The 23,330-nt window shown below is 61.3% G+C and carries 22 protein-coding genes; 11 read left to right on the forward strand and 11 right to left on the reverse strand.

Features of this window, described 5'->3' with window-relative positions:
* The first annotated feature begins 6 nt into the window (after positions 1–6).
* The 6 genes from NKG95_RS11105 (at position 7) to NKG95_RS11130 (ending at position 5,661) form a co-directional block, all read left to right on the forward strand.
* Positions 7–1,104, forward strand: a complete 1,098-nt coding sequence (locus tag NKG95_RS11105) for an ABC transporter ATP-binding protein (RefSeq protein ID WP_023720288.1) — start codon at positions 7–9, stop codon at positions 1,102–1,104.
* Positions 1,105–1,108: 4 nt separating this feature from the next.
* Entirely contained in the window at positions 1,109–1,882 is a 774-nt protein-coding gene (locus NKG95_RS11110; protein ID WP_023720287.1) for an SDR family NAD(P)-dependent oxidoreductase, read from the forward strand.
* A gap of 37 nt (positions 1,883–1,919) precedes the next feature.
* Complete coding sequence (locus NKG95_RS11115; RefSeq protein WP_352640242.1) at positions 1,920–2,921, forward strand: sugar phosphate isomerase/epimerase family protein; 1,002 nt, start codon at positions 1,920–1,922, stop codon at positions 2,919–2,921.
* Entirely contained in the window at positions 2,918–3,730 is an 813-nt protein-coding gene (locus tag NKG95_RS11120) for an SDR family NAD(P)-dependent oxidoreductase (protein ID WP_023720285.1), read from the forward strand. Before NKG95_RS11115 ends, NKG95_RS11120 begins: the two co-directional genes overlap by 4 nt.
* A gap of 223 nt (positions 3,731–3,953) precedes the next feature.
* Positions 3,954–5,198: a flavin-containing monooxygenase gene (locus NKG95_RS11125; protein ID WP_352482017.1), complete on the forward strand. Its 1,245-nt coding sequence runs from the start codon at positions 3,954–3,956 to the stop codon at positions 5,196–5,198.
* The gene (locus NKG95_RS11130) at positions 5,170–5,661 is read left to right on the forward strand and encodes a substrate-binding domain-containing protein (protein ID WP_353004797.1); all 492 of its coding nucleotides are present in this window, start codon (positions 5,170–5,172) and stop codon (positions 5,659–5,661) included. The genes NKG95_RS11125 and NKG95_RS11130 overlap by 29 nt, the downstream gene beginning before the upstream one ends.
* Positions 5,662–5,673: 12 nt before the next feature.
* On the opposite strand, the gene NKG95_RS11135 is transcribed toward NKG95_RS11130, so the two are convergent.
* Positions 5,674–6,114, reverse strand: a complete 441-nt coding sequence (locus NKG95_RS11135; RefSeq protein ID WP_023720283.1) for a DUF2267 domain-containing protein — start codon at positions 6,112–6,114, stop codon at positions 5,674–5,676.
* Positions 6,115–6,574: 460 nt separating this feature from the next.
* On the opposite strand from NKG95_RS11135, the gene NKG95_RS11140 reads away from it, so the two are divergent.
* A complete protein-coding gene (locus NKG95_RS11140; RefSeq protein ID WP_352845630.1) occupies positions 6,575–7,000 on the forward strand; it encodes a VOC family protein in 426 nt (141 codons plus the stop codon).
* Between the two features lie 76 nt (positions 7,001–7,076).
* On the opposite strand, the gene NKG95_RS11145 is transcribed toward NKG95_RS11140, so the two are convergent.
* The 5 genes from NKG95_RS11145 to NKG95_RS11165 form a co-directional block, all read right to left on the reverse strand.
* Complete coding sequence (locus NKG95_RS11145; RefSeq protein ID WP_353040636.1) at positions 7,077–8,273, reverse strand: glycoside hydrolase family 172 protein; 1,197 nt, start codon at positions 8,271–8,273, stop codon at positions 7,077–7,079.
* A 24-nt stretch (positions 8,274–8,297) separates the two neighbouring features.
* On the reverse strand, positions 8,298–9,140 hold the full coding sequence (locus tag NKG95_RS11150) for a carbohydrate ABC transporter permease (protein ID WP_353040637.1): 843 nt from the start codon (positions 9,138–9,140) through the stop codon (positions 8,298–8,300).
* Entirely contained in the window at positions 9,133–10,059 is a 927-nt protein-coding gene (locus NKG95_RS11155) for a carbohydrate ABC transporter permease (protein WP_031194369.1), read from the reverse strand. The genes NKG95_RS11150 and NKG95_RS11155 overlap by 8 nt, the downstream gene beginning before the upstream one ends.
* A 28-nt stretch (positions 10,060–10,087) precedes the next feature.
* On the reverse strand, positions 10,088–11,422 hold the full coding sequence (locus NKG95_RS11160; RefSeq protein ID WP_352494754.1) for an ABC transporter substrate-binding protein: 1,335 nt from the start codon (positions 11,420–11,422) through the stop codon (positions 10,088–10,090).
* 71 nt (positions 11,423–11,493) lie between these two features.
* Positions 11,494–12,498 carry a LacI family DNA-binding transcriptional regulator gene (locus tag NKG95_RS11165; protein ID WP_023720275.1) on the reverse strand — a complete coding sequence of 335 codons (1,005 nt, stop codon included), beginning with the start codon at positions 12,496–12,498 and terminating at the stop codon, positions 11,494–11,496.
* A 908-nt stretch (positions 12,499–13,406) separates the two neighbouring features.
* On the opposite strand from NKG95_RS11165, the gene NKG95_RS11170 reads away from it, so the two are divergent.
* Complete coding sequence (locus NKG95_RS11170; protein WP_352482009.1) at positions 13,407–13,865, forward strand: hypothetical protein; 459 nt, start codon at positions 13,407–13,409, stop codon at positions 13,863–13,865.
* Positions 13,866–13,904: 39 nt separating this feature from the next.
* Here NKG95_RS11170 and NKG95_RS11175 read toward each other — a convergent pair whose 3' ends face one another.
* The 3 genes from NKG95_RS11175 to NKG95_RS11185 all read right to left on the reverse strand — a co-directional run bounded on the left by NKG95_RS11175 (position 13,905) and on the right by NKG95_RS11185 (position 17,683).
* Positions 13,905–14,579, reverse strand: coding sequence for a LuxR C-terminal-related transcriptional regulator (locus NKG95_RS11175; protein WP_352482007.1), 675 nt, complete (start codon positions 14,577–14,579; stop codon positions 13,905–13,907).
* A complete protein-coding gene (locus NKG95_RS11180) occupies positions 14,576–16,018 on the reverse strand; it encodes a sensor histidine kinase (protein ID WP_352640248.1) in 1,443 nt (480 codons plus the stop codon). Before NKG95_RS11180 ends, NKG95_RS11175 begins: the two co-directional genes overlap by 4 nt.
* Before the next feature lie 147 nt (positions 16,019–16,165).
* Positions 16,166–17,683, reverse strand: coding sequence for a S10 family peptidase (locus NKG95_RS11185; protein ID WP_352845624.1), 1,518 nt, complete (start codon positions 17,681–17,683; stop codon positions 16,166–16,168).
* Positions 17,684–17,928: 245 nt separating this feature from the next.
* Here NKG95_RS11185 and NKG95_RS11190 point away from each other — a divergent pair, with 245 nt between their 5' ends.
* Positions 17,929–18,432 carry a hypothetical protein gene (locus tag NKG95_RS11190; RefSeq protein WP_023720270.1) on the forward strand — a complete coding sequence of 168 codons (504 nt, stop codon included), beginning with the start codon at positions 17,929–17,931 and terminating at the stop codon, positions 18,430–18,432.
* A 92-nt stretch (positions 18,433–18,524) separates the two neighbouring features.
* Here the strand turns inward: NKG95_RS11190 and NKG95_RS11195 are convergent, their stop codons facing one another.
* Both NKG95_RS11195 and oiaX read right to left on the reverse strand, forming a co-directional pair.
* Positions 18,525–19,859, reverse strand: a complete 1,335-nt coding sequence (locus tag NKG95_RS11195; protein WP_353004784.1) for a four-carbon acid sugar kinase family protein — start codon at positions 19,857–19,859, stop codon at positions 18,525–18,527.
* Between the two features lie 4 nt (positions 19,860–19,863).
* Positions 19,864–21,126, reverse strand: coding sequence for a 3-oxo-isoapionate-4-phosphate decarboxylase OiaX (gene oiaX / locus NKG95_RS11200; protein ID WP_353040638.1), 1,263 nt, complete (start codon positions 21,124–21,126; stop codon positions 19,864–19,866).
* Between the two features lie 183 nt (positions 21,127–21,309).
* Here oiaX and NKG95_RS11205 point away from each other — a divergent pair, with 183 nt between their 5' ends.
* Positions 21,310–22,023 carry a transcriptional regulator NanR gene (locus tag NKG95_RS11205; RefSeq protein WP_352590684.1) on the forward strand — a complete coding sequence of 238 codons (714 nt, stop codon included), beginning with the start codon at positions 21,310–21,312 and terminating at the stop codon, positions 22,021–22,023.
* A 312-nt stretch (positions 22,024–22,335) separates the two neighbouring features.
* Complete coding sequence (locus NKG95_RS11210) at positions 22,336–23,304, forward strand: GlxA family transcriptional regulator (RefSeq protein WP_353004780.1); 969 nt, start codon at positions 22,336–22,338, stop codon at positions 23,302–23,304.
* The last annotated feature ends 26 nt before the right edge of the window (positions 23,305–23,330 follow it).

Genomic DNA, 23,330 nt, shown 5'->3' on the forward strand with positions numbered 1-23,330 from the left:
TCGCCCATGTCCGCGTTGATGATCCGCAACCTTCACAAGAGCTACGGCTCGCTCGAGATTCTTTCCGGCATCAATCTCGAGGCTAAGACCGGAGAATTCGTCGCGCTTGTCGGTCCGTCGGGTTGCGGCAAGTCAACCTTGCTCGCCATGATTGCCGGCCTGGAAACCGTCACGTCGGGAGAGATTTGGATCGGCGACCGGCTGGTGAACTCGGTGCAACCCAAGGACCGCGACATTGCGATGGTGTTCCAGTCATACGCCCTCTATCCCACGATGACGGTGCGCCAGAACATCACCTTCGGCATGGAAAGCCGCGGCGTGCCCAAAGCGGTGCAAGCGGAAGCTGTCCAGCGCGTTGCCGCACTCCTGCAGATCGAACAGCTGCTTAAACGCAAGCCTGGCCAGCTCTCGGGCGGCCAGCGGCAGCGCGTTGCGATGGGGCGTGCCCTCGTCCGCGACCCGAAGCTGTTTTTGTTCGACGAGCCCCTGTCCAATCTCGACGCCAAGCTGCGCGTCGACATGCGTACCGAAATCAAGAAGCTCCACCATCGCGTCGGCAAGACCACGGTGTATGTCACCCACGATCAGGTCGAGGCGATGACGCTTGCATCCCGCATTGCGGTGATGAACCAGGGCTCGGTACAGCAGTTCGACACGCCGAAGCGGATCTACGACCGGCCGACAAACATGTTCGTTGCCGGTTTCATGGGATCGCCGGCGATGAATTTCATCCCGGCGCGGCTTACCGGCTCGACCAGCATCTCGGTACGCGCCGCTGACGGCAGCGACGCCAGCCTTGCCCTTGCTGCGCCGATGCCCGCCGGTGCGCCAAAGGACGTCGTGCTCGGTATCCGGCCGGAACACATCTACCGTTTCACGACCGACCTGAAGTCGCGCAAACCTGCTGTGGCGTCCATGCAGGCGCCGGTCGAGCTGGTCGAGCCGACCGGGGCCGAGACGCTTGCCGTGCTCAGGCTGGGTGACCTGGAGATCACCGGCCGCTTCGAGCCGGACGACGCTCCCGTCATGGGCGAGACGATAACGCTGGGCATCGATATGTCGCGCGCCTGCCTGTTCGATCCAACAACCAAGGCGCTTCTGTAATTTGATGTCCGTACAATTCGCAACCTATCCGAGCTTGGCCGATCGGGTCGTGCTGATCTCCGGCGGCGCCTCCGGCATCGGCGCCGATATGGTCCGCGCCTTCGCCTCGAATGGCGCCCGGGTAGCCTTTCTCGATGTGCAGGACGAACCAGCGGAGGCGTTGCTGCGCGAGCTCGGCGGTGCCGCCGGGCGGGCTCCCTTATATCTCCATTGCGACGTGACCGACGTCGATGCGTTAAAGGCGTCGGTAGAAGGCGTGCGCGCGCGGCTTGGTCCGGTCGCCGTCCTGGTGAATAACGCTGCCAATGATCAGCGCCATCCCATCGACGCCGTGACGGCCGAATATTGGGACCGCAGCTTCGACATCAATCTCCGGCATCACTTCTTCGCCGCTCAAGCTGTGCATCCGCATATGCAGGAACTCGGCTTCGGCTCGATCATAAACTTCTCCTCCATTGCCTGGCGTTTCGGAGCGGACCAGATGGTGGCCTACGCCACCGCCAAAGGGGCTGTGGTGGCGCTGACGCGTGCGTTGGCGCGGTCGTTCGGACCCGACAACATCCGCGTCAATGCAGTCGAACCCGGCGCCGTCATGACCGAGCGGCAGCGCGAGCTGTGGTTCAAGACGCAGGAGGCAGTCGACCAGACGGTGCAGCGGCAATTGATCCGTCGCGTCCTCCTGGGCGAGGAGATTGCACGGACCGTGCTCTTCCTGGCAGCGGATGACAGCCGCATGATCACGAAGCAGTCCATCACCGTCGATGCCGGCCTGCGCTAGTGACCCCTCTCCGCCCTCCATTGGAACCGCCAAGCTGATGCTTCGTCTCGGCCTCAACCCCTACGGACTGACCTACTATCTCGGACTGCAGGGCCGTGGCACGCCGCGGCACAATCCGGACGGCGTGGGACTGGAAGGCTTCATCGCGCTGGCGCAGGAACTGGGCGCACGCACGCTCGAGATCTACGAACCCTGGTTGACCGACTTGCCGGATGCCGAAATCGTCGCGCTGCGCAAGCGTATGAGTGCGCTCGATATTGTCCCCGTGGTGAGCGGCGGGCTGCTGGTGGCAGGTCCGCTGGACAACGCATTTCGGGCTGCGCGCCTGCTCGAGGCGACGACGATCCGTATCGCACTGACGCCTGTCCTGTGCGGCGACCGCAACGCCTGGGGCCGGAAATGGAGTGAGTTCAATACGACGATCCGCGCTGCGTTGACAGATTGGGGACCGCGTGCGGCGGCCGAGGGCCGGGTACTCGGCATCGAGAACCATCAGGACTTCGGCAGCGACGAACTGGTCGCGTTCTGCGAGCTCGGCGGACCGGGCGTCGGCATCACCTACGACACCGGCAACACTTTTCCTGTCGGCGAGGCGCCGCTTGCCTTCACGCAGCGGATCGCACCCTATGTCCGCCACGTTCACCTCAAGGACTATCGCGTGCAGTTCACGGATGAGGGCTACCGTCTGGTCCGCTGCGCGATCGGCGACGGCGCCGTGCCTTTTGGCGAACTGGCAGCCATCCTTGGCGAGCACCACGACACGCTGACGGCGGTGCTCGAACCGGGCGCGCTGGAGGCCCGTCACGTTCGCTGTCTCACGGACGACTGGTGGAACGGATATGCGCCGAAGACCGCACGCGAGTTCGCGGCCTGCCTGAGTGCTGCGCGCGCGAACCGTCTTGCGGACGACGCCGACTACCGCACGCCATGGGAGCGCGACGATGACGGCGCGCTCGTTTCGTATGAGCTCGACATGATCCGCCGCAGCGCCGCCAATATGAAGAAGTTCGGTTTCATTGCAATGGAGAGATCAGCATGACCACCCGAGACCTCAGCGGCCTGACCGCCTTCGTCACCGGCTCGGGACGCGGCCTCGGCCGCGTGATGGCCGACCGCTTGGCCGAACTTGGCGCAAACGTCGCGGTCCACGACCTCGATTGGGCCCGGCCATCTCAATATGGTGAATTCGCGGACCTCGGCGACTCTGCCCGGGGCTTGGAGAAGCATGGGACACGGGTGACCGCGGTCACCGGCAATATAGGCGACAAGCAAGCTGTCGCCGAAATGAAGAGGAAGATCGAGGCGGACCTCGGCGACGTGCACATTCTGGTCAACTGCGCCGGCGGCGACATCGGCGCCAAGGGCGTAAAGCCCAGTCCCAACAACGCACTCGACATCGACTACGACGACATCAAGGTTCTAACCGAGAACAATCTCATCGGCACGATGTTGGTTTGCCAGGCGTTCGTTCCGCCGATGGTCAAGCGGGGCTCGGGCTCGGTGATCAACATCGCCTCGGCGGCAGCGCATATCGGCTGCTCACCCGAGGTGGTCTACTCAACGCTTAAGGCGGCCGTCGTCCATTATACGCGCTGCCTCGCCAAGGAATTGATCGACGATGGCGTACGCGTCAATGCGGTAAGCCCTGGCGCCACCAAGACGGCACGGTTCCAGGCGAGTCGCGTGGTCGATCCGCAGCGCATGGATTCGAGCAAGAAATCGCTGAACCGGTATGCGGAGCCTGAAGAGATCGCCGAAGCGGTGGCCTTCCTCGCCGGTCCGCGCGCGCGCTTCATCAACGGGCAGGTAATCCGTGTCGATGGCGGTTTCACAATCTTTCCAGGTTAAGCCGCAACCATTGCCGGTTTCGGATGAGTATTTGATCGTGCCGTGACCCGATAAAACTGTTATCGTGCCCTCGCGTCGGGGGCGAAACCATGCAGATCGAGGGGATGGGTTCGGGCAGCATCGGCCGCTGTTTGGCGGTTGTCCGTTGGCAGAGGCGTTACGCTGATGGCGCCAGTGCCGCCTCACAGCGCTGCAACGGCGCTAGCCTCCGGATCCGCGGCAAATGACGGATAATGCCAACGTCCTTGATGCAGTAGTAGTCGGGGCCGGCTGGGCCGGTCTGGGCGTCAGCTATTCGCTGGCTCGGCAAGGCTTGCGCCATGCCGTATTGGAGCGCGGCCGCATCGGAGAGACCTGGCGCACCCAGCGGTGGGATTCCTTCCGGATGAATACGCCCAACGTGCAGACCGTCATGCCCGGCGACTGCTATGACGGTTCGGATCCGTTCGGTGCCCTGACGCGCAACCAGTTCGTCGCCCTGCTTGAGGATTTCGCCAGGCGAAACGAATTGCCGGTCGAACCGGACACTGTGGTGACCGAGCTCGCCGGCGGGCACGAGAATGGCGGCTATCGGCTGATCACCTCGCGCGGAACACTTTTGGCACGCAACGTGGTGATCGCCAGCGGCAACTTGAATTGTCCGGTGCGCCCAGTTTGGGCCGCTGCGTTGCCGCCGGGCCTGCGCCAGATCGATGCTTCTGATTATCGCAGCGCCGCTGATCTCCCGGCTGGAGCGGTGCTGGTGGTCGGAAGCGGCCAGTCCGGTGCCCAGATCGCGGAAGAACTGGCGGAAGCAGGCCGAACAGTCTTCCTTGCCACCAGCCGGGTCGGGCGGCTCTCGCGGCACTACCGAGGTCGCGACATCATGCTCTGGCTCGTCGAAAGCGGATTTCTCGACGTGCGTCGAGACGAGATCATTCGACTTGCGGGGCGCATTCCACCTCGTGGTCTGCTTGGGGTAGAACACACGATAAGCCTGCAAGGGCTCGGCGCCCAAGGTGTCGTGCTGCTGGGGCGGTTCGCAGGCGTCGAAGATGACGGCCGTCTGTCATTCGCCGACGATCTCGAAGAGCATGTTCGTTTTGCGGATGAGGCCTCCGCCAACGTCAAACGCTATATCGACGAATACATCAGCCGCTCCGGAATCGATGCCCCCGTTTCGGAACCCGACCCAGCGGAGACTGTCGCAGCGCAGCTGCCGAATCCGGCTGTCCGTTCTCTTGATGCTGCCGAGTCCGGCATCACGACCGTGGTGTGGTGCACCGGATTCAAGGGCGATTTCAGTTGGGTGAGGCTTTCCGGTCTGCTCGACCCGGAAGGACAGCCTGTTCACGAGGATGGCGTGGCCGCCCTGCCAGGCATCTACTTCGCCGGGTTGGATTTCGCCTCCACGCGCAAATCAGGCATAATATTGGCGATTGCCGAGGAGGCCCATCGCCTTGCGGAACACATCGTGCGGCGTTCGTGACGACCTGGACACCGTCGGCAGGTTTCTAAACCCCCAAGCGGTGGACGGAAGCCGTCACGCCGCCTATCACAGCTTCCTGCAAGCACGCGGCCTTCCGCTGCGAGATGATCTTGTGATCGGCGGTGCAGAGGCGCGCAAGGCTGCGTTTGCCAATGTCACGGCGCTGGCCGCCCGCATGGACCGGCCGACCGCGCTTTTCGTCGAATCCGATCTTGCCGCCGTGACCGCCCTGCACGCATTCGAGGAGGCCGGGCTCTCCGTGCCGGGCGACATAGCGGTCATCGGGTGTGGCAATATCGACGAGGGCGAATTCAGTCATACGGCATTGACGACGATCGGTCCTGAAACGGCCCACTACGACCATTTTGCCGATCATCTGATCTCATTGATTTCGGCAACACCGGGCGCAATACCTACCCTTTTCAGCGTTTCGTGGCAGTTGGTCCGTCGCACGTCCGCATGAGCAGGATCGCCGCTATTTGACGCCCACGCTTTCAGGCCAGAGCGCCTGGATTTCCTTTGGCAGCGCATCTCGCACCTTTGCCGACTGGCCAAGGTCGATATGCCGTGCAAGCACGCGAAATACCGAGCGTACTGCATCCTCGGGATCGACAGGACGGGTCGATTTCAATTCATCGGCGATGTGTTGCAGGAACTCCTCGAGCGAGCGTGTCTTGTCGGGCATGTCGGCGGGCCGATAGCGATCATAGTAGGCGCCGCGCACGAGCAGCGGCAGTTCGGCTCCCAATTTGGCCGCCAGTCCGATCTGTAGCCTGTCCCGCAGGGTTCGCAGAACGGCGCCCAATGTGTGCCAGGCGACGTGGCGATCTGGACCAAGATCCGCCATGATCTCGTCGAGCCAGATGTTTGTTAGTTGCAGCGTTTTGTCAAAAACGTCCAAGCCGGTTGTGCTCATCGTCGCCTCCTCGAAAGGTTCTGCGGGCGAAACGGCGACCGGAGACAATTGTTTCGTGGTCCTGTGAAAATAGCCTGGCAAAGCGATGGAAGCCGGTTTAGGTCGGAGAGCCTCTTTGCGTCAGGTCTGCTCTTGGCGCTTCGGCTTCGCTGCCGACGAGCTTCGCCAGCTTCGGTGAGCGCCGTCTCGAGGCGCGCAGTTCTTCGAACGTCAACGGCGCGCGCAACCTTCCCATGGTCGTATCCGGCCATCTGCGTTCCGATCATGAAAGCCGTCTCTGCTGATCCGAAATGCGTCTTTGTCCCCCTAACTGGGCTTGCGCTCATCGGTTCCGAACGCCTCGCCGTCTAAGCCGGCAATGAGACCAGTCCTCACGTTGCCCGAACCGGATATCTCTTGCCGGACATCTCTTGACTGAATGAGCGGCCCGCGCCGACAATGGCATTGGGAAGATGGCGGGATGTCGCCCACGGTGTTCGGCACCACTTGGCGATCAAGCTGCGAAAGGGCTGTGATGGATTGGAAGCTGGAACTGGTCCCGGTCCCCGTATCGGACGTCGATAGAGCAATCGGCTTTTATGTTGGCAAGGTCGGCTTTCATCTCGATCACGACCACACCGTAAGCGACGAGATACGTTTCGTGCAATTGACGCCGCCCGGTTCGGCCTGTTCGATTGCCATGGGCAAGGGCCTCGTCGACAGCCCCCCGGGATCCATAAGAGGCCTGCAACTGGTCGTGCCCGATATTGATGAGGCACACCGGCACCTGGCCGCTCAAGGTATCGTGGTCAGCGATATCAAGGATTTTCCCTGGGGCAGATTTGTCTTCTTTGAGGATCCCGACGGCAACACCTGGTCTGTCCAGCAACTTCCACCTCGCAGCTGAGGCGGCGCGCTACGGCAGGGTCGCGCCCCGACGCAGATAGCGCGGGATGCACGCTTCAACTCGAACGCATCCCGGCCTAACGCCTCTTCTCGTCGAAGGCGGCGTTCCAATTGTGATAAGGCGCGCGAAAGGTGGGGATGCGGTTCTCGACATCGGCAAGCGCTTCGAACGGCTTGTGCGGTTCCGCCTGATACCAGAAAGCGACCGACGAGATGTCGTCAGAGCGGCGATTGGCGTGACCGTGCTCGATGGTCACCCGGATGCGTTTGTGAAAGATGACCGGGTCTTCTATGTGCCAGCGATAGAGCGTAACCGGCTCGGTCCAGTTCGGCCCGCCGGCGGCGATGATGCCGTGATAGGACGCACTGTAGTCCTGTGTCGGGCACCATGCCGTATTGAAATAATCTTCCGTGCCGGTGCCGTGCAGCGTCGGCGGCCATGCGTCGTTGGCGCCGGGGCTGGTCTCGCCACGATCGCCGACCAGTTCGGCCTTCGGGCCGATACGCGGATCGGGCTTGCGCACCGCATCCGGCACGGAAATGCCCGGCTCGCCATCGACGAAGATCATGTCGTCGCCCTCGCCATACCAGTCCCATAGAGGGGAACGGCGCCGCGAATAGACCGAATAGAGCAGGCCGACATAGTGGCCGTGACCCTCCGCCTCCAGGATGGTGTAGTTGCCGTTCCCGTCGGTATTTTCCCCGCCAAACAGGACCTGCTCGTTGGCCAGCCCCGTCTCGTCGATGCCATCGGGTCGCTGCTGCCTGTATTGGGCGTGGAAGCGGCCCAGGCCTTCCTCGAGTTCCTCATGCAGTTCGAGATCGACATAGTAATAGAAAAGCAGGTCGTCCTCAGCTTCATTGGTGACGGTGAAGCGCATATGGCTGGCAAACGGCATCGGAAAATAGCAGTTGAAGGCCTTGCCATCCTCTGGACTTGCCTGCACCGGCAGGCTGGCAAAATTGCGGGTGCGGGCATGGCCCATGCCGAAGAAATCGCCGATCGGTGTTTCGATGCTCGGATGTTCTTCACCATCCCAATAGGCGCGCAATACGATCTTGCGCAGGAAGTCCTCGCTCTTGCAGGCGAGCGTCGCCCAGATATGCGTGATGATGCCGGCACCATAATGCTCGGCAATCACCAGCGTCTGGCCAGGTTCAATATGCAGCCGGTCGTCATTGCCGCCGGTGCGGTCGTAGCTTGAGAACCGGCGGGTTTTGGCGTCGCGCAATTTGGCGAGCCCGCGAAGCGGCGACAGGCCGGCATTATCCATGTGTTTCTCCTCTTGCTTCAGCGGTTATTTCAGGCCGCTTGTCTTGATGGATTCCATGATCTGGCGCTGGAAGATCACGAAGAGGACCAGCATCGGCACGGCGACGATGGTCGAGGCGGCCATGACATAATTCCAGGCGGCGGCGTACTGGCTCTTGAAGTTTGCGATGGCAACCTGCACCACCCAGAGGTTGAGGTCCGATGTGATCGTCAACGGCCACAGGAAAGCGTTCCAGTTGGCGAGAAAGAACAGGATCGCCAACGCCGACAGGATCGGCCGGCTGAGCGGCAGGATGATGCTCCAATAGATGCGCCAATAGCTGGCGCCGTCCATGATCGCCGCTTCTTCCAGCTCCCTCGGCAGCGACAGGTAGTATTGCCTGAGCAGGAAGATGCCGAATGCGTTGAAAATCGCCGGAATGATCAGGCCGGCATAGCTGTCCAGCATGTGCAGCATTCGCGTCAAAATGAACAGCGGCACGATGATCACCGGCAGCGACACCAGGAAGGTCGAGAACATGGCGAGGAACAGGATGTCGCGGCCCGGAAAACGCAGCCGTGCGAGCGAATAGCCGGCCATCGAATGGAAGAACAGCGCAGCGACGGTCACCGTCGCCGACACGAAGAACGAGTTGAAAAGGTAGCGCAGGAACGGCACCTCGGTCAGCACATAGAGAAAATTGCCGAGCGTCGGCCGTTCCGGAATGAGGCTCGGCGTGAAGACGTCGCTCGCCGGCTTCAGCGAGATGACCAGCATCCAGACAAGCGGGAACACCGTCATCAGGCCAAGCGCCGCGGTCGCCAGCATCCAGGCAAGCCTCGCCGCTCGTATCTGCGAACGCGTGGAAGGAGTTCGGCTGTCAGTCATGCTCGAAACGTCCGCCGCGCGTCAGCAGGAAGAAGAACACCGTGACCAGCATCAGCGCCAGCACCAGCAGCGATGCCATTGCCGATGCATAGCCGAAGGCGCCGAACTGGAACGCCTGCTTGTAGATGTAGATGATCAGCACCGAGGTCGAATTGACGGGCCCGCCCTTGGTCATCACATAGATCAGGTCGAAGACCTGGCCGCCGGCGACAGCCGCGACCAGCGAGACCAGGAGGACGAAGAAGCTGGTCGGTTTGAGCAAGGGCAAGGTAATGTACCAGAAGCTTGTCACCGGCCCGGCGCCGTCGATCTTTGCGGCCTCGTAATACTCTGCCGGGATGTCCTGGAGCCCGCCGAGGAAGATCAGCATGTAAAAGCCCATCAGGAACCAGACGCTGACCAGCACCAGCGTGAACAGCGCCAGATTTGGATCGCCGAGCAGCGAAATTCCGCTGAGGCCGACGAGCGGCGCCAGCCGGCTGACGATGCCGACCTTCTCGACCAGCATGAGTTGCCAGACGAGCGCCACGACGACCAGGCTGACCATCTGCGGCGCAAAGAACATCGAGCGCATGACCGCGTTGAAGCGGTTGGTCTTCTGCACCAGAAGCGCCAGCCCCAGCCCGGCGGCGTAGAGCGCCGGCACCAGCATGACGGCATAGGCCACGGTCACCTTCACCGACGACCAGAACAGCGGATCGCTCCACATGCGCCGATAATTGCCGAGCCCGACGAATCTATAGCCGCCGAAGCCGTTGACCTCGAAAAACCCGACGGCGAGCGACAGCAGCATCGGCACGCCGACGAACACCAGCAGTCCGAGCGCATCGGGCAGGACGAACAGCCATGCGGCGTAGCGTTCCCTTTGCTTGGCGGTAAGGCCGCGAGCGGATTTGGCGCCCGCGGCCGGCGATTTCATCTCGTCTGCGTGCATGCTGGAAGGGGACCTAAAGGATCGGCGCGCCGGAATAGGAAGCGAGGAACGCGTCGAGTTGCTGACTGGCTGCCGTCGCGGCCTGCTGGGCATCGACCCCGCCAAGCTGTGCCGACTGGATGGCATCCGAGATGATCTTGTAGGCTTCAGGCGGAACCCGCGGTTCGGCACGCGTTCCCGGGTGGATTTCCTTGGCGAAGGTGCCGAACTTACCCGTGCTGAAGACATCGGCGCCGGCCTTCAGTGCGCTGTTGCGCGGCGGCATGTCGCTTTTGGCGACCGTGCACCAGTTGACGACCCGGTCGATCGATCCCTGATCCATCGAGGCCAGCGCCCAGGCGCAGAACTGGGCGGAAGCATCCGGGTTCTTGCCCCCGGCATTGGCGACGAAGGCCCAGCCACCGCCGACGGTGACATATTTGCCATTGGCAGGTGTCGGCAATTTGAAGATGCCGTAGGGCACGTCCTTGGCGTTGTTGTCCATCGCCGAAATGCCCCAGATGCCGCAGTTCTGCATGGCGCACAGCCCTGCCCCGAGATTGGCGACGATGTCGAAGCCGCCGCCGACCACCTGACGCGGCGCCACACCGGTATTGATAGCATCCTGCCAGAGTTTAAGCGCCTGGACCGTGGCCGCCGAATCGAAGGCGCTCTTGCCGTCCTTACCCTGGAATTCGCCGCCGCCCTGCCACAGAAACGGATACCAGGTGAAGTTCTGGTAATAGCCAGGCGTCGTTTCGAACAGCACGCCATAACGGTTGGGCGTCGTCAGCTTCTTGGCAACCGCCAACAACTCGTCCCAGGTCTTCGGCACGTCGTTTTCGTTGAGCTTTGCTTCCTCGAACGCTTTGACCGAATAATAGAAGGCCATCGGCTCGACCTCCATCGGCACGCCGTAGATCTTGCCGTCGACCATGCGGTTGGCGATGACGCTTTCCGGGAAATCGGCTTTGGCGGCATCCTCGATATGCGGCGTCAGGTCGGCCAGTACGCCGCCATTGTAATAACGCAGGAAATCGCCGGGGCTGATGAGGAAGATGTCGGGGCCCTCGCCCGACGCGAAGGCCGTCGCCAGCTTGGAGCCGGAGATGTATTCGCTGTTGACGACATATTCGAGCTCGACCTTCTGGTCGTGGCCGTCGTTCCAGTCGGCCACCAGCTTTTCGAACCACTGGACCTGTGGCTTCACGTCTCCGCCCGGCGCATAGAACTGCCAGAATTTCAGCGGCGCTTCCTGAGCGCGCAAGGCCATCCTATTGATGAACGGGAAGCCTGTAAGGCCGGCGGCGGCGAAAGTGGCGCCGCCCTGGATCAGCCGACGGCGGTTGAGGGTCGTTTTGTCAGTCATCATTTCCTCCCTGGGTGTTGTTCGGTCGAACGTTGGCGAAGGACCTCCGTTCCCTCTGCCGGCATTTGGCGTCATGCGCTGTCGGATGGGCTCAACGCGCATGGGATCACTTCGGTGCGCGGCGCGCCCTCGACTTTGCCGCCCAGGCGCTCGAGCAGCATTTCCGTGGCGCGCTTGGCGAGCATTGTCGGGCTGTTGCCGACACGGGTCAGCTTCGGCCTGACATATTCCAGCTGAGGCAGGTCATCGAAGACCGCGATGGCGATATCCTGAGGGATATTAATCGCATGGTCGTAGAATTCAGTCAGCGCACCGGAGGCCATCAGATAATTGGCGAAGAACATCGCCGACGGCAGGTTTCCGCCGTGCTTGTCCAGGAGCCAAGCGACCGCCTCCCGTCCTGACGGGGCAAGATAGCTTCCCTCGAACCGAAGATCGGCGGCGATTGGCACGCCATTGTCGGCAAGCCCTTTCTCGAAGCCCGCGGCACGCGCCATCGCCTCCTTGAAAAAGGATGGCCCGGTGACATGGGCGACGCGGCGATGGCCCCTCTTCGCCAGATACTCGCCCATCAGATAGCCGCCGCCGAAATCGTCCAGCTGGACGCTGTCGACGGCTTGATTGGGGAGATTGCCGATGAAGACGGCGGGCAGATCGAGGTTGAGCAGCTCGCTGTGCATGCCGTGCAGCGCGAAGTCGGCAACGATGACGCCGTCCACCCGCTTGCGCCCGATCTGGCGCAAATACTCGCGGCCGTGATCCTGTGAATGTCCGCCCGGTACGTCGGTGTTGAAGATCAGCATGTCGAGGCCGACCACTTCGAGCGTCGACTGCGCCGTCTTCACCAGCTCCGGGTAGAACGGGTTGCGGATGTCGGGGATCAGCATCGCGATGATGTTGGTGCGGCCGGTGCGCAGGCTCTGCGCCTGCGGGTTAGGCGTATAACCGAGTTCGTCGATCGCCGCTTGTACGCGCTCACGCAGCGGTTTCGATACCCGGTCCGCATGGTTGATGACATGCGACACTGTCGTGCGCGACACGCCCGCTCGCGTGGCAACCTTGGAAATCGTGCTCATAGTGACAGGTTATGAGCACATGAATGCATTTGCAAATCGATTTTACTGACGCCTCGCAGATTCGAGTCGTCCGGCGGATTGCTGCACAAATGACCAAAGAAAAAGGCCGGACTGTTAAGCCCGGCCAAGCGTGAAGGTCTGTAACCTCCAGAGGGGAACGCGCCGGACGCAATGGGAGGAGACGTCCGACGCAACTTTCATATGGGTCTGTATTGATGACGTTTCAACGACATGGCAGTGGACCAACGTCGCTGTTGCCATAGTGCCAGGAACGCAAAGCATTCGAAGGGAGCGGTGGATCGCAGCTGCCAGTCGGATACAAAGGTTGCCGAATGCAAGGCGGGGTCCATTGCTCCTGGCATAGGGACTTCAGTCTGTAAGACTGTCGACCAAGGACCTGCACGGCCAAACTTTGGTCCGAGGCTGCTATCGCAAAAGCCCGAAATGCGAGAGTTTCAGGAACTGAGTTCCGAGGAGCCCCGTTGCGATGTCGACTGGTACAGGAGGCCGCTATGGACCCAAGCATTCATCAGGCACGTTGGCTGCTTTTTCCGTTATTTGGTCTGTGTTTCGGGATCGCGGCCATTGGATTTATTGTTGGCTGACGGTGGGAAGTCGGCGCTATCACCGAGAGACGCAACCAACGGATGGCAAAAGACTTGCGCAGTAAATAGTCCCTTCCTGCGCCAGCGAGACCCACCAGTTACCATCGTGGGACTGGTGGGTCTTGACGTCCCGGATACAAACCATTGTTTTAAGCATGACACGAAGTCGAACAGGAGGCAGCACGACAGGTCCGTATGATTAAGGGGATTTCCGACATGCGACTGGCAAGTTCATTGATGACGACCCGGAGACGAAGGACCGGATCTTCACGAGGACGTCGTGTCGGTATTTCCGTAATCGTGTTGACCTTCATTCTCGTCGTAGGCCCGTATCGCGTCATGTTCGACGGACCGTCGCCGACGCTCGGCCCGCAGGCCGCCTGTGCCAAAGACGGTGGGAACGGCAACGGCAATGGCGGAAACGGGAACGGGAACGGGAATTCAGGCAATTCGGGTGGAAACTCCGGCAATTCAAACTCGAACGCTGGAGCCGGCAAGGGCAAAGCAAAGTCGCAGGACGACAATCCCCCTGATCCCGCCCCTTTGGTAAACCCCGACAGCAAGCCAAAACTCTTTGTCAACGCGACCACAGGAGACCGGGTCGAGGTGCGTGGGCCGAGCATTGGCGTGGTGCATTCGAACGGCCTCAGCGAACGCATCGACAGCGGCCAATATGAAATGCGGGATGCCAAGGGCCGCACCATCATTCGGCGCCTGGCGACGCGTTCCGATCGGGACAGATTGCTTGAAATGATCAACTGAGGGCCAGTTCACATAGCTGCGCTGTGCGGCAATTTTGGCTCAAGCATGATCGCGAACAGGCGGATGCTGGCGCTCAGTCGCGTCGCGCAACGTCATTGCGGCTTCGGTCCTGTTGCTGACGTTGAGCTTGGCCAGGATTCGCGTCATGTGGTGCTTTATCGTTTTCTCATGCAGGTTCAGCCGAAGCCCGATCCGCTTGTTGCTCAGTCCCGCGGCAACCAGCGTCAGGATCTCCCTTTCGCGGCTGGTGAGTTCGGCAAGTCCGTCAGCTTTCGCCGGCTCTTTTGATTGAGCCGACAGATCGGCCAACAGGCGCGCCGATAATTGTGGACAGACATATCGTTCGCCCGACGCTACCGTGCGCAGGATCGCAGCCAACGTCCTCGACCCGACCCCCTTCAAAACATAGCCCCTTGCCCCGCTCTGCAACGCGGTCATCACGTGCTGGTTTTCTTCCGAAACGGTCAGCATCACGATTTTCAATGCCGGCTGCCGCTCCAGGGCCGGTCCGATCACACCAAGGCCACCTCCGGGAACCGAGATGTCCATCAGCAGAATGTCGGGCCGCTGGTCTTCGATTATCCGCAGGGCGTCATCTCTGCTGCTTCCTTCACCGACTATCTCGAATCCGCCGATCTGATCGAGCGTGCGCACAACGCCTTCCCTGAACAGAGGGTGGTCGTCGACGATGGCAAGCTTGATGGCTGCGGTCATGTCTGCCCCATTTCAACGATGTTGAGAGCCATTTTCACGATCGTGCCACTTTGTGAGGAAGTCACGGTAAACTGGCCCCCGAGGCTTTCCACCCGCTCGCGCAGCCCAACGAGCCCCAGCCTCTCGGGACGCACGATTTGTGGGTCAAAGCCAGGGCCGGCGTCGGACACTTCGATACAAACGCGCTCGCCGTCGAAATGTTTCTCGACCGACTGACCTTCACCTCCGGCATGGCGAAATCCATTGTTCAGCGCCTCCTGGACGAAGCGGAAGATGCAGATCTTGGCCGCCGGCGACAACGTCGCATGGCCGCCGGTCATCGATAGCGCCACTTTGGCTCCGGTTCGTTCTTCGTGCGCTTGCACGGCAAGCTCGAGAATTTCGGCCAACTCGGCATGCTCGATATGCGGCAGGACAAGGCCCTTGCTGATACTCCTGATCTCGCGCATCGCTTCGTCCAGATGTGCTTTGACGGCTAGCAATTCCTGTGCACGTTCGGCTGACGGCGTAGCGGGATCGGCAATGACGGGGCTGTCGATCCCCAGCGCTGCGAGAGCAACCAGTTGCGCGGGCCCATCGTGCAAGTCCGCACCGATGCGCCTGAGATAGCGTTCGTTGAGTGCGGTGGCGCGCTGCGAGGCACGCTGCACCTTCAGCCTCAACAGTCTGTTTTGAGCAAGCAGGTCGGAGAGTTCAGCAATGCGCTGCTTCAACGAGCGGCTCTGCGAACTGATCGTGCGGCTGCCACGGAACACGATTGCCGACAGCCCGAGAAAGAAGGCCGCTGTGACGGCGGCAACGTCCAGCCAGGTTCGAATGAGTGCCTGATGCAGGTTTCTTTCGAAATCGGTGGCGACCTCGTAGAATTCCGAAACGGCCACCACTTCCCCCGACCATGGCTGCAGCACCGGGTTGTAGATCTCGAGGAGATGCAAGCCGCTGGCTCTTTCGGCCTCGCTGTCCGGATCGTCGAGCTTGTCGAACTCCGAAACCATTTGGCCTGCAAACGCCGCGCGGAGATTGCCGCTGGGTTCAAAGCGCTTGCCGATCAATGTCTTGTCGGTCGAATACAGGATGGTTCCGTCGCGACGCCAGAGCTTGAAGGATTCGAGCCTTGTGCCGAGTGCCCCTTGTCCCAGCGTTTCATCGAGCGCGTGGGCGACGCTCTCGTCGAGGACTTCGCTCTTGCGCATATCCGGAAGCAGCGGCGCGATAACGCTGTCCACGTAAAGAGCCGTAGCGGATGCCGAATTCTGCGTGACCACGGCTTCTATGTGGCTCGTGACTGAAATCCCCACCACCACCATGGCCGACAGGGAGAATAGACCACCCGCGAGCAGGAACTGCGTGGCCAGCGACAACGCGTTCCAGCGGCCGACAAGGCTTGTCACCCAGTGTGGCCTAGTGTTCCGAGTGGCCCGTTCGGCAACACGCCGCATCAGTGGCGCGATTCTGGAGAACCGGCTAATTTGCTGTCGAACGTCGCTAAAAGACGCCATCCTTGGTGTGTAACCGATCAATTGCGATGGAACTAGGGCCTGATGAGAGGGCGAACAGCGCATCCGGCGCTTTTTTGCGCAACTGTCTCATTGCGTCGTTCGGTAAAGCTCGGACGCGGCCTGCTTCAGTGCCGCCCGTCCATCCGGCCTCAGATACATCATGTGCCCGCCTTCCAGCACCTCGGCGCGAATGGGCTTTGCGCCGGCAAGCGAAGGAATTTGACCAAGCAGGTAGCGCGAGCCCATGTACGGCGTCACCAGGTCGCTGTAGCCGTTGACGATCAGCACGCCGAGATTGGGGTTCAGCGTGCGCGCCTGCTGAAGGTCGTCCATGACACCCGCATAGCCCTGACGCGTCGGGCTCGTTCCATAGTCCCAATTGCCGCTAACTTCGCGGTTGAGAAGCCGATAGCTGATATCCGTACGGAAGTTCAATTCATCACGCACGTAGCCGACGAAAGCAGAGGTGAGCGCCGGCACGCTTCGGTCGAGCACCGGATCGGGACCCTCGACTCCCAGGCTCTCTGGCGCCACGTCCGCCGTCGCGATGTTGCCGTCGTAGGCGCTGAGAACATTGCCCTTTGCCCGTGCAAACTCCTTGGCAAAGAGCCCTATGGGAATGCGTGCAAAGTGCCGCTGGACAAGGTTGAGCGGCAGACCGGTGATTTCGGCGACACGCTGGCTCGCCAGCCGTCCACCTTGCTCCAGTCCACCGGCTAGCGCGGCCAGATAATCGCCGAGCGCATAGCGTTCGACTTCCGCCAGCCGCTCCTGCAGAGCCGGGCCGGAAACGCCTTCGCTGTGCAGGCGCACTGCCGCCAGCGACGGCAGTTCCAGCGCCCAGTGGAGCGGCTGGAATTCGTCGGGGCGCACCAGCGTGAATTCAAGCGCCGGCGAGATCAGGACGACGCCGCTCGGGCTGATGCCGATGTCTTCCTGCAGCTTCCTGGCGAGCAATGCCGCCCGAAACCCGCCATAGCTTTCGCCGGCAAGAAACACCGGCGATGCCGTGCGGTTGGTCTGCGCCAGATAGAGCCGGATGAACGCGCCTATCGACGCGGCGTCCTGACTGACGCCCCAGAAGCTGTGTGCCTCCGTGCCGGGCGCTTCACGGCTGTAACCGGTTCCGACAGGGTCCACAAAGACCAAGTCGGTCATGTCGAGCCAAGTGTCGGGGTTATCGAACAGCCTCTGTGGCGGCGGCAGGAAACTTCCATCGGCCGCCGTCGCCAGGACCCGCGGACCGAGCGCGCCGAGGTGCAGATAGGCGGAAGCTGCTCCCGGACCGCCATTAAACACGAAGGTGATCGGACGCCGCGGATCCGGTCCCGTTTCTTTTCCGGGATGCAGTGCATAGGCGACATAGAAAATCTCGGCGGTGATATCGCCTTTGCCGGACGGCAATGACAGCGTGCCGGCCTTGGCCTCGTAATCGAGCGTGCGTCCGGCGATGACGATCGAATGATCGGAAGTCTGCGGCGGCGGCAGGAGCGAGAGAACCCCGCCTGTGGGCGGCGGCCGCTGGGCCGCCTCCGCATGACTGGCCCCAGCGCCGGCGACCAACAGCAGAAGAGCGAGGGCGATTTCTTGCAGCTTGATAAGCATGACGTCTCCGGAGCAATTGGCTGGAAACTAGCACACCGTCGGCCGAACCAAAGTCACAGCACCGTGGGCCAGTACTCGGCGTCCAGGCGGAAGACAGGGTGCGAGGGTAATGGCAGCAGCGTCAACCCCTTGCAGCAGATGCGCGGCGGTGGCGCACCAAACGACTTCGTGAATTTCTGCCGGTTGACTCGACTGGCTCACTTCCTAGGTTGGCATTCGGGGCCCCCATGCAATCCGAAGTTGGTATGACATCTTTCCACACACGAAAGCTTGCCCTTCTCGTTCTATCCGTAAGCGCCGCCATCCTGTCCTCCTGCGTCATGCCCGACGACACGTCGAGCACTGCGAAGGAGGACGCCACGGCGGCGGCAGCCCGCAAGGAGATGGTCGGCCTTAGCGAAGCGGATGTTCGAATGTGTGCCGGCTTTCCGACAGCCACCGCCGATGTTGGCAGATCCGGCCAGATCTGGACCTATCAGCGCGTCGTTCAACGCGGCAATCTCAACATTGTGGTTCCGACCGTGGCCATTGGCCCCGTCCCGGCGCTCGGAGGTTCCGTCAACGTCGCCCCCGGCGGCTATTGCAATACGCAAATTCGAATGGTTGACGGCCATGTTGCCGAGGTCGCCTACGCCGGCGACAACAACCTGCCGAACAACCGCGACGGACTCTGTGTCAGCACGGTGGACGCCTGTGTCGCCTATGCCCGTCAGCGCCATCCAGTCAAGGCGATGGGTCGCACGCGGTAACAGGGATCAGACGCGCCTCTGATTGATTTGCCGGCTAATGGATGCTGCCGGATCTCGATTTGAGCACCAACGACTTACCTAAATTTCTGCTCTCAACCGCCGATCCCATCACGAATGGCGCAGAAATAGCGGTCGGTTCCGACCTGTCCGCCCTTGAGGGCAATTTCCAGCCCGTCAATCGCCTCGATGCGCGAATGCGCGAGACAAAGCGGCGAGCCCGGCGATGCCGGCAGCGGCATTCGCACCGTCAGCGCATCGACGCCTATCTGGCCAAGTGCGTGGCTCGACGTATCGCCGCCGGCGATGACCACGCGCAGTAGCTTCTCTTGAAGCGTCAATTCGCGGAGAAGCTCGCCAAGGCCGCGGCCAAGCTTATGGCGGGCGCCTTCCCGGAGATCGATTTCAGCACCGCGGTCGGCCGCCGGTCCGAGCGCGGTGTAGAGGATGACGCTGCGCCCGGCCTTCAGGCTGGAGCGGCCGGTTGCAACCGCGCGCGCAATAGCGTCGTTCGAAGCCTCAGAAACCAGTTCGACCGGGTCGATCTCGATCCCGTCGAAGCCATCGGCTAGAGCATGCCGGATCTGCCGTTCCGTCGTCGGCGAGCAGCTCCCCGAGACCACGGCGATCCTGTCGGCAGCGCCCGGCGGCGAAAACGCGAGTTTGGCATCCACGATCCGGTTCGATGCCCATTCGGCCAGCAAGGCATATTCGATGCCTGAAGAGCCGACGACGAAATAACCGCCCGGCCTGCGAGCGCGCCATATCTCCTTGCCGGCAAGCGCCTGGGTTTCCAGGCTGTCGGCATCGAAGAGCACGATGTCTGTGCCATTCTCCACAAGCCGGTCGAATGCTTCCGACCGCGACGCCGATTGCAGCGTCGCCAGGTCGACCAGCCCCGAGCTGAGGTCTGTCTGGCGCGACAGATGGATCAGCAGGTCGGATTCGTCCATCGGCGTGGTCGGATGGCGGCTCATCACGGGATGGCGATCGATACGGAAATATTTGTCGCGGTAGGCCGCGAAGAGATGACCGAAGGCGGTGTAGCGCTTCAGCTGCGGCGCGCCGACCACCAGCGGCACGCCGCCTTGCCGGAAAACCGAGCGGCCGATCTCGATCGCCCGGCCGATGCTGCCGATTGCCGGGCTGGAATCGAAGGTCGAGCAGACCTTGTAGTGGCAGATCTCGGCGTTGAGGGTCTTCAGCCAGGCGAAGGCATCTCGCAGATGCGTGTCCATCCACTGCGGCGTCTCGCTTCTGCTGGTGCCGGCCAGCCCGATGGCGCGGCAATGCGCAAATTGCGAAAGCAGCGCCTCGTCCGGCTGCCGCATGAACAGCACGGTCGGCACGCCGCCGAGCTCGAGCGCCTCCATCACATCGGTCGAGCCGGTCAGGTCGTCGCCATAATAACTCAGAAGCAGGTTTTGCATGGCGTCAGGCCGCCTTGCCGTCGCCGAACTTCTCGATCGACCGCGCCAGCTCGACATGGCTCAAGGCATAATCCGCCAACGGGATGTCTTGGACCGCCGCCTTCCAGGCCTGCTGCACGGCGCGCACGCCGGCGCCCGGCCCGTCCGGGTGGCTGACGATGCCGCCGCCGCAGAGATAGAGAAGATCGACCGTCCGGCCGGTTCGCTGGAAGGTTTCAGGCGCCTGCCCGCCCCACTGGCCGGAGCCGGCGACCGGCAATGCGCAATCGGCCGGCGAAAAGATCGGCGTGGTCACCGCCTTGAAGGATTCGACGAAGGACCAGTCGGGTTCCCAGTATTTCGAGGCGATGCCATTGATCTGGAATTGGTCGACGCCGAGCAGCCGCCAGAACTGCTGCCAGACCTTGAAGTCCATGCCGAGGCCAGGATGACGGGTGAGAATGTCCCAGCCATTGCGGTGGGCATGGAGCACCAGGCTGGAGCGCTTTCGGAGGTAAGCCATGCCGCCAAAACCGATCGAATTGATGTTGACCACAGCACAATTGCCGCCGGCCTTTGCCACCAGGTCGTGGTTTCGCATCATCTCGTCGGGATCGGCATGTGAGATGCCAAAGGCATACATGACCTTCTTGCCGGTCTTCTGCTCGTGGTCGAGGATCAGCGGCATGATTGCCCTCACCCGCTCTGACAGCGGTGAATAGGCCGGGCTCATCAGCTTCTCGTCGTCCTTGATGAAATCGACGCCGGCGGCAATCAGCTCTTGCACCATCGCGGCCGTCTCGTGCGGGCGGAGTCCCAGCGCCGGCTTGACGATGGTCCCGATGATCGGACGGTCCGCGACAGCGGTGAGCCTGCGGCTGCCCGTGACGCCGAATTGCGGGCCGGGATGCGCGCCCCGGTACTCCTCGGGTAGCTTCATGTCGATCACACGAATGCCGGACAGGCCCTTGATCGAAAACGTGCCGCCGATGGCAATGGTCATCAGCGCTGACAGGTCGGTGCCGATGGCCTCCAGCGGAAAGGCGATGTCGACGTCGGCGCGCTTGACCGGGCCATTGCCGGCTTCGGGACCGGTTTCGGGAAGAGACGGCCGATCCGCATCCGGCAGATGCCGTATCGCCAGGACGCGCGCCGCGACCCTAGCCTTGAGCTCTTCGGTCTCGCCGGCTAGCGCGACGAAGGTTCCGGTCGACTGGTCGCTTGCGATCTTGGCCGCCAGCGCCTCGATATTGCCGCGTGTTTCGATGCGATAGGTGAGAACAATCATATTCGCGCGGCCTGCCGGGGTGGTTCGAAAAAGGTTCCTTGGCCCTCGAAATCTGGTATAATGAGTACATAAGCATTGCAAGCCTTATCCGGCTTGGCAGGTAAAGGCGGGCGGGCTACAGGCGTTCCGGAATTCGTGGCGGAAATGCTAGATAGAGGCCGGTCATAGGAGTGATTCGCGACGATGAACCGTTCGGAGCCGATCGTCCGGCGCAAGCTTTCCGACGAAGTATTCTTGAGACTGAAGCGCCTGATCACCAGCGGCGAATTGCAGCCGGGCGACGACATGCCGTCGGAGCGCGAACTGATGGAGCGCTTCGAGGTCGGCAGGCCGGCGATCCGCGAGGCGATGCAGGCGCTGAGCAATATGGGGCTGGTAGCGATCTCGCATGGTGAGCGGGCCAAGGTGCTGCAGCTGACCGCCAAGTCGATCATCAAGCAGGTCGATGGCGCGGCGAAGATCATCCTGTCATCGTCGAAGGATACGCTCGAGCACCTCAAGAACGCGCGCATCTTCTTCGAGCGCGGCATGGTAAAGGAAGCTGCTGAAAAGGCCACCGCCGAGGACGTGCAGCGGCTGCGCGCAACGGTCATCGAGCAGCGCAGCTTTCGCGGCGACTCGGAAGCCTTCATATCCGCCGACATGAAATTCCACACCCAGATCGCGGCAATATCCGGCAACCCGATCTACGTCGCCGTCAGCGAGGCAATGCTTGGCTGGCTAAAGGAATACCACACCGAAATGCTGATCTGGACCGGCAAGGAAAAGTTCACGCTGACCGAGCACGAAGAGATCATCGAGCGCATCGAAGCCAAGGATGCGGATGGCGCCGAGAAGGCGATGATCAAGCACCTCGAACGCTCGCGTGCGCTCTACGTGATGAATTCCGGCAACTGAAAATCAAGCGCAGGTCTCTACCGGCGTCGCGGTCGGGACTGTGTTCTCGGCCTACTGACTGACCACAGGTCAGCCTGAGTCGGGACCGGCGCAGTTTGCTGTAGCCGTTTGAATCCGATGTATGTGCCGCATTGTTTTCATTCAGCGATTTCAGCATTTGCATCTTTCCAGCCATGGATTTCCGCGGCCGCTTTCGTCAGCGAGCCCGTATACGGCCATCCTGGAGGCGCCGCTCTTTTTCTAGAATTGGCAATTTTGACAAAGACTATGCTAGACTTGCCATCCGACGAGAACGACACCGGGAGTACCGCAATGGCTGTCAGGAGCCTCCACGTTGTGATCTGGCTGCCGTCGAATTTCTATTCGGCCGTTGTCTCGACTCTGGTCGAAATGTTTCAGCTTGTGAATGACGTCTGCCGTTCACAGGTTCTTTCATGTGAGTTCGTTTCAAGGGGCACGCCGTCGACATCAAGCACCGGAATTTCCTTCCCGACAAAGGTTCGACCATCGCGAAAAATGGATGTCCTGATTCTCATTGCGATGCCGGGTGTCGAGATTCCGGAGCTTCTGCGCTCGCTCGACGAGGAGAGTGAGCATTCAAAACCGCTGATCGCGCTCGCGCAGCAGCAGGAGGCAATCATCGCAGCACATTGCGGCGCATGTTATCTGCTCGCCAATTCAGGATTGTTGGACGGCAAGCGCGCAACGATATCCTGGTGGCTGAAGAACGAGGCAAGCCGCCGGTTTCCGCAAGTGCGATGGGACGCTTCCCGCCTGCTCATTCGCCAGGACCGCCTTTACACATGTGGAGGCGGGTTTTCCGGACTGGAACTCGCCAGGGCTTTGCTGATCGATCTGGGCTTCTCGAAGGAAGAGCGGATCATTCGAAAACTTCTGGTTCTTCCTCCGCCGCGCACATTTCAGAGTCCCTACGAATTTCCTCTCGACGAAATATCGAACGAGGCCAGCCCATTCGAGAACAAGCTGCGCGAACTCTCGAAAGACAAGATGTCGGAAATCGATTTGAACTTTCTCGCAACCGAATTTGCGATGTCTTCGCGAACCCTGTCTCGCAGGTTTTTCGACGAGTTCCAGACAACGCCGGGAAAATGGATCCAGGAAAGGCGGCTGGAGTTGGCAAAATCCATGCTTGAGGAAACGAAACTGAGCGTTTCAGAAATTTGCTATCGGGTGGGATATCAGGACGTCGCCTCGTTCAGCCGTCTTTTTTCCAGGACGACTGGAATGGCACCAGGCGAGTTTCGAAAGCAAATCGGGTGACAAGCCGGCAGCGGACATACTGCGGC

The organism is Mesorhizobium sp. M1423, from assembly GCF_040317575.1.
GTDB lineage: Bacteria > Pseudomonadota > Alphaproteobacteria > Rhizobiales > Rhizobiaceae > Mesorhizobium.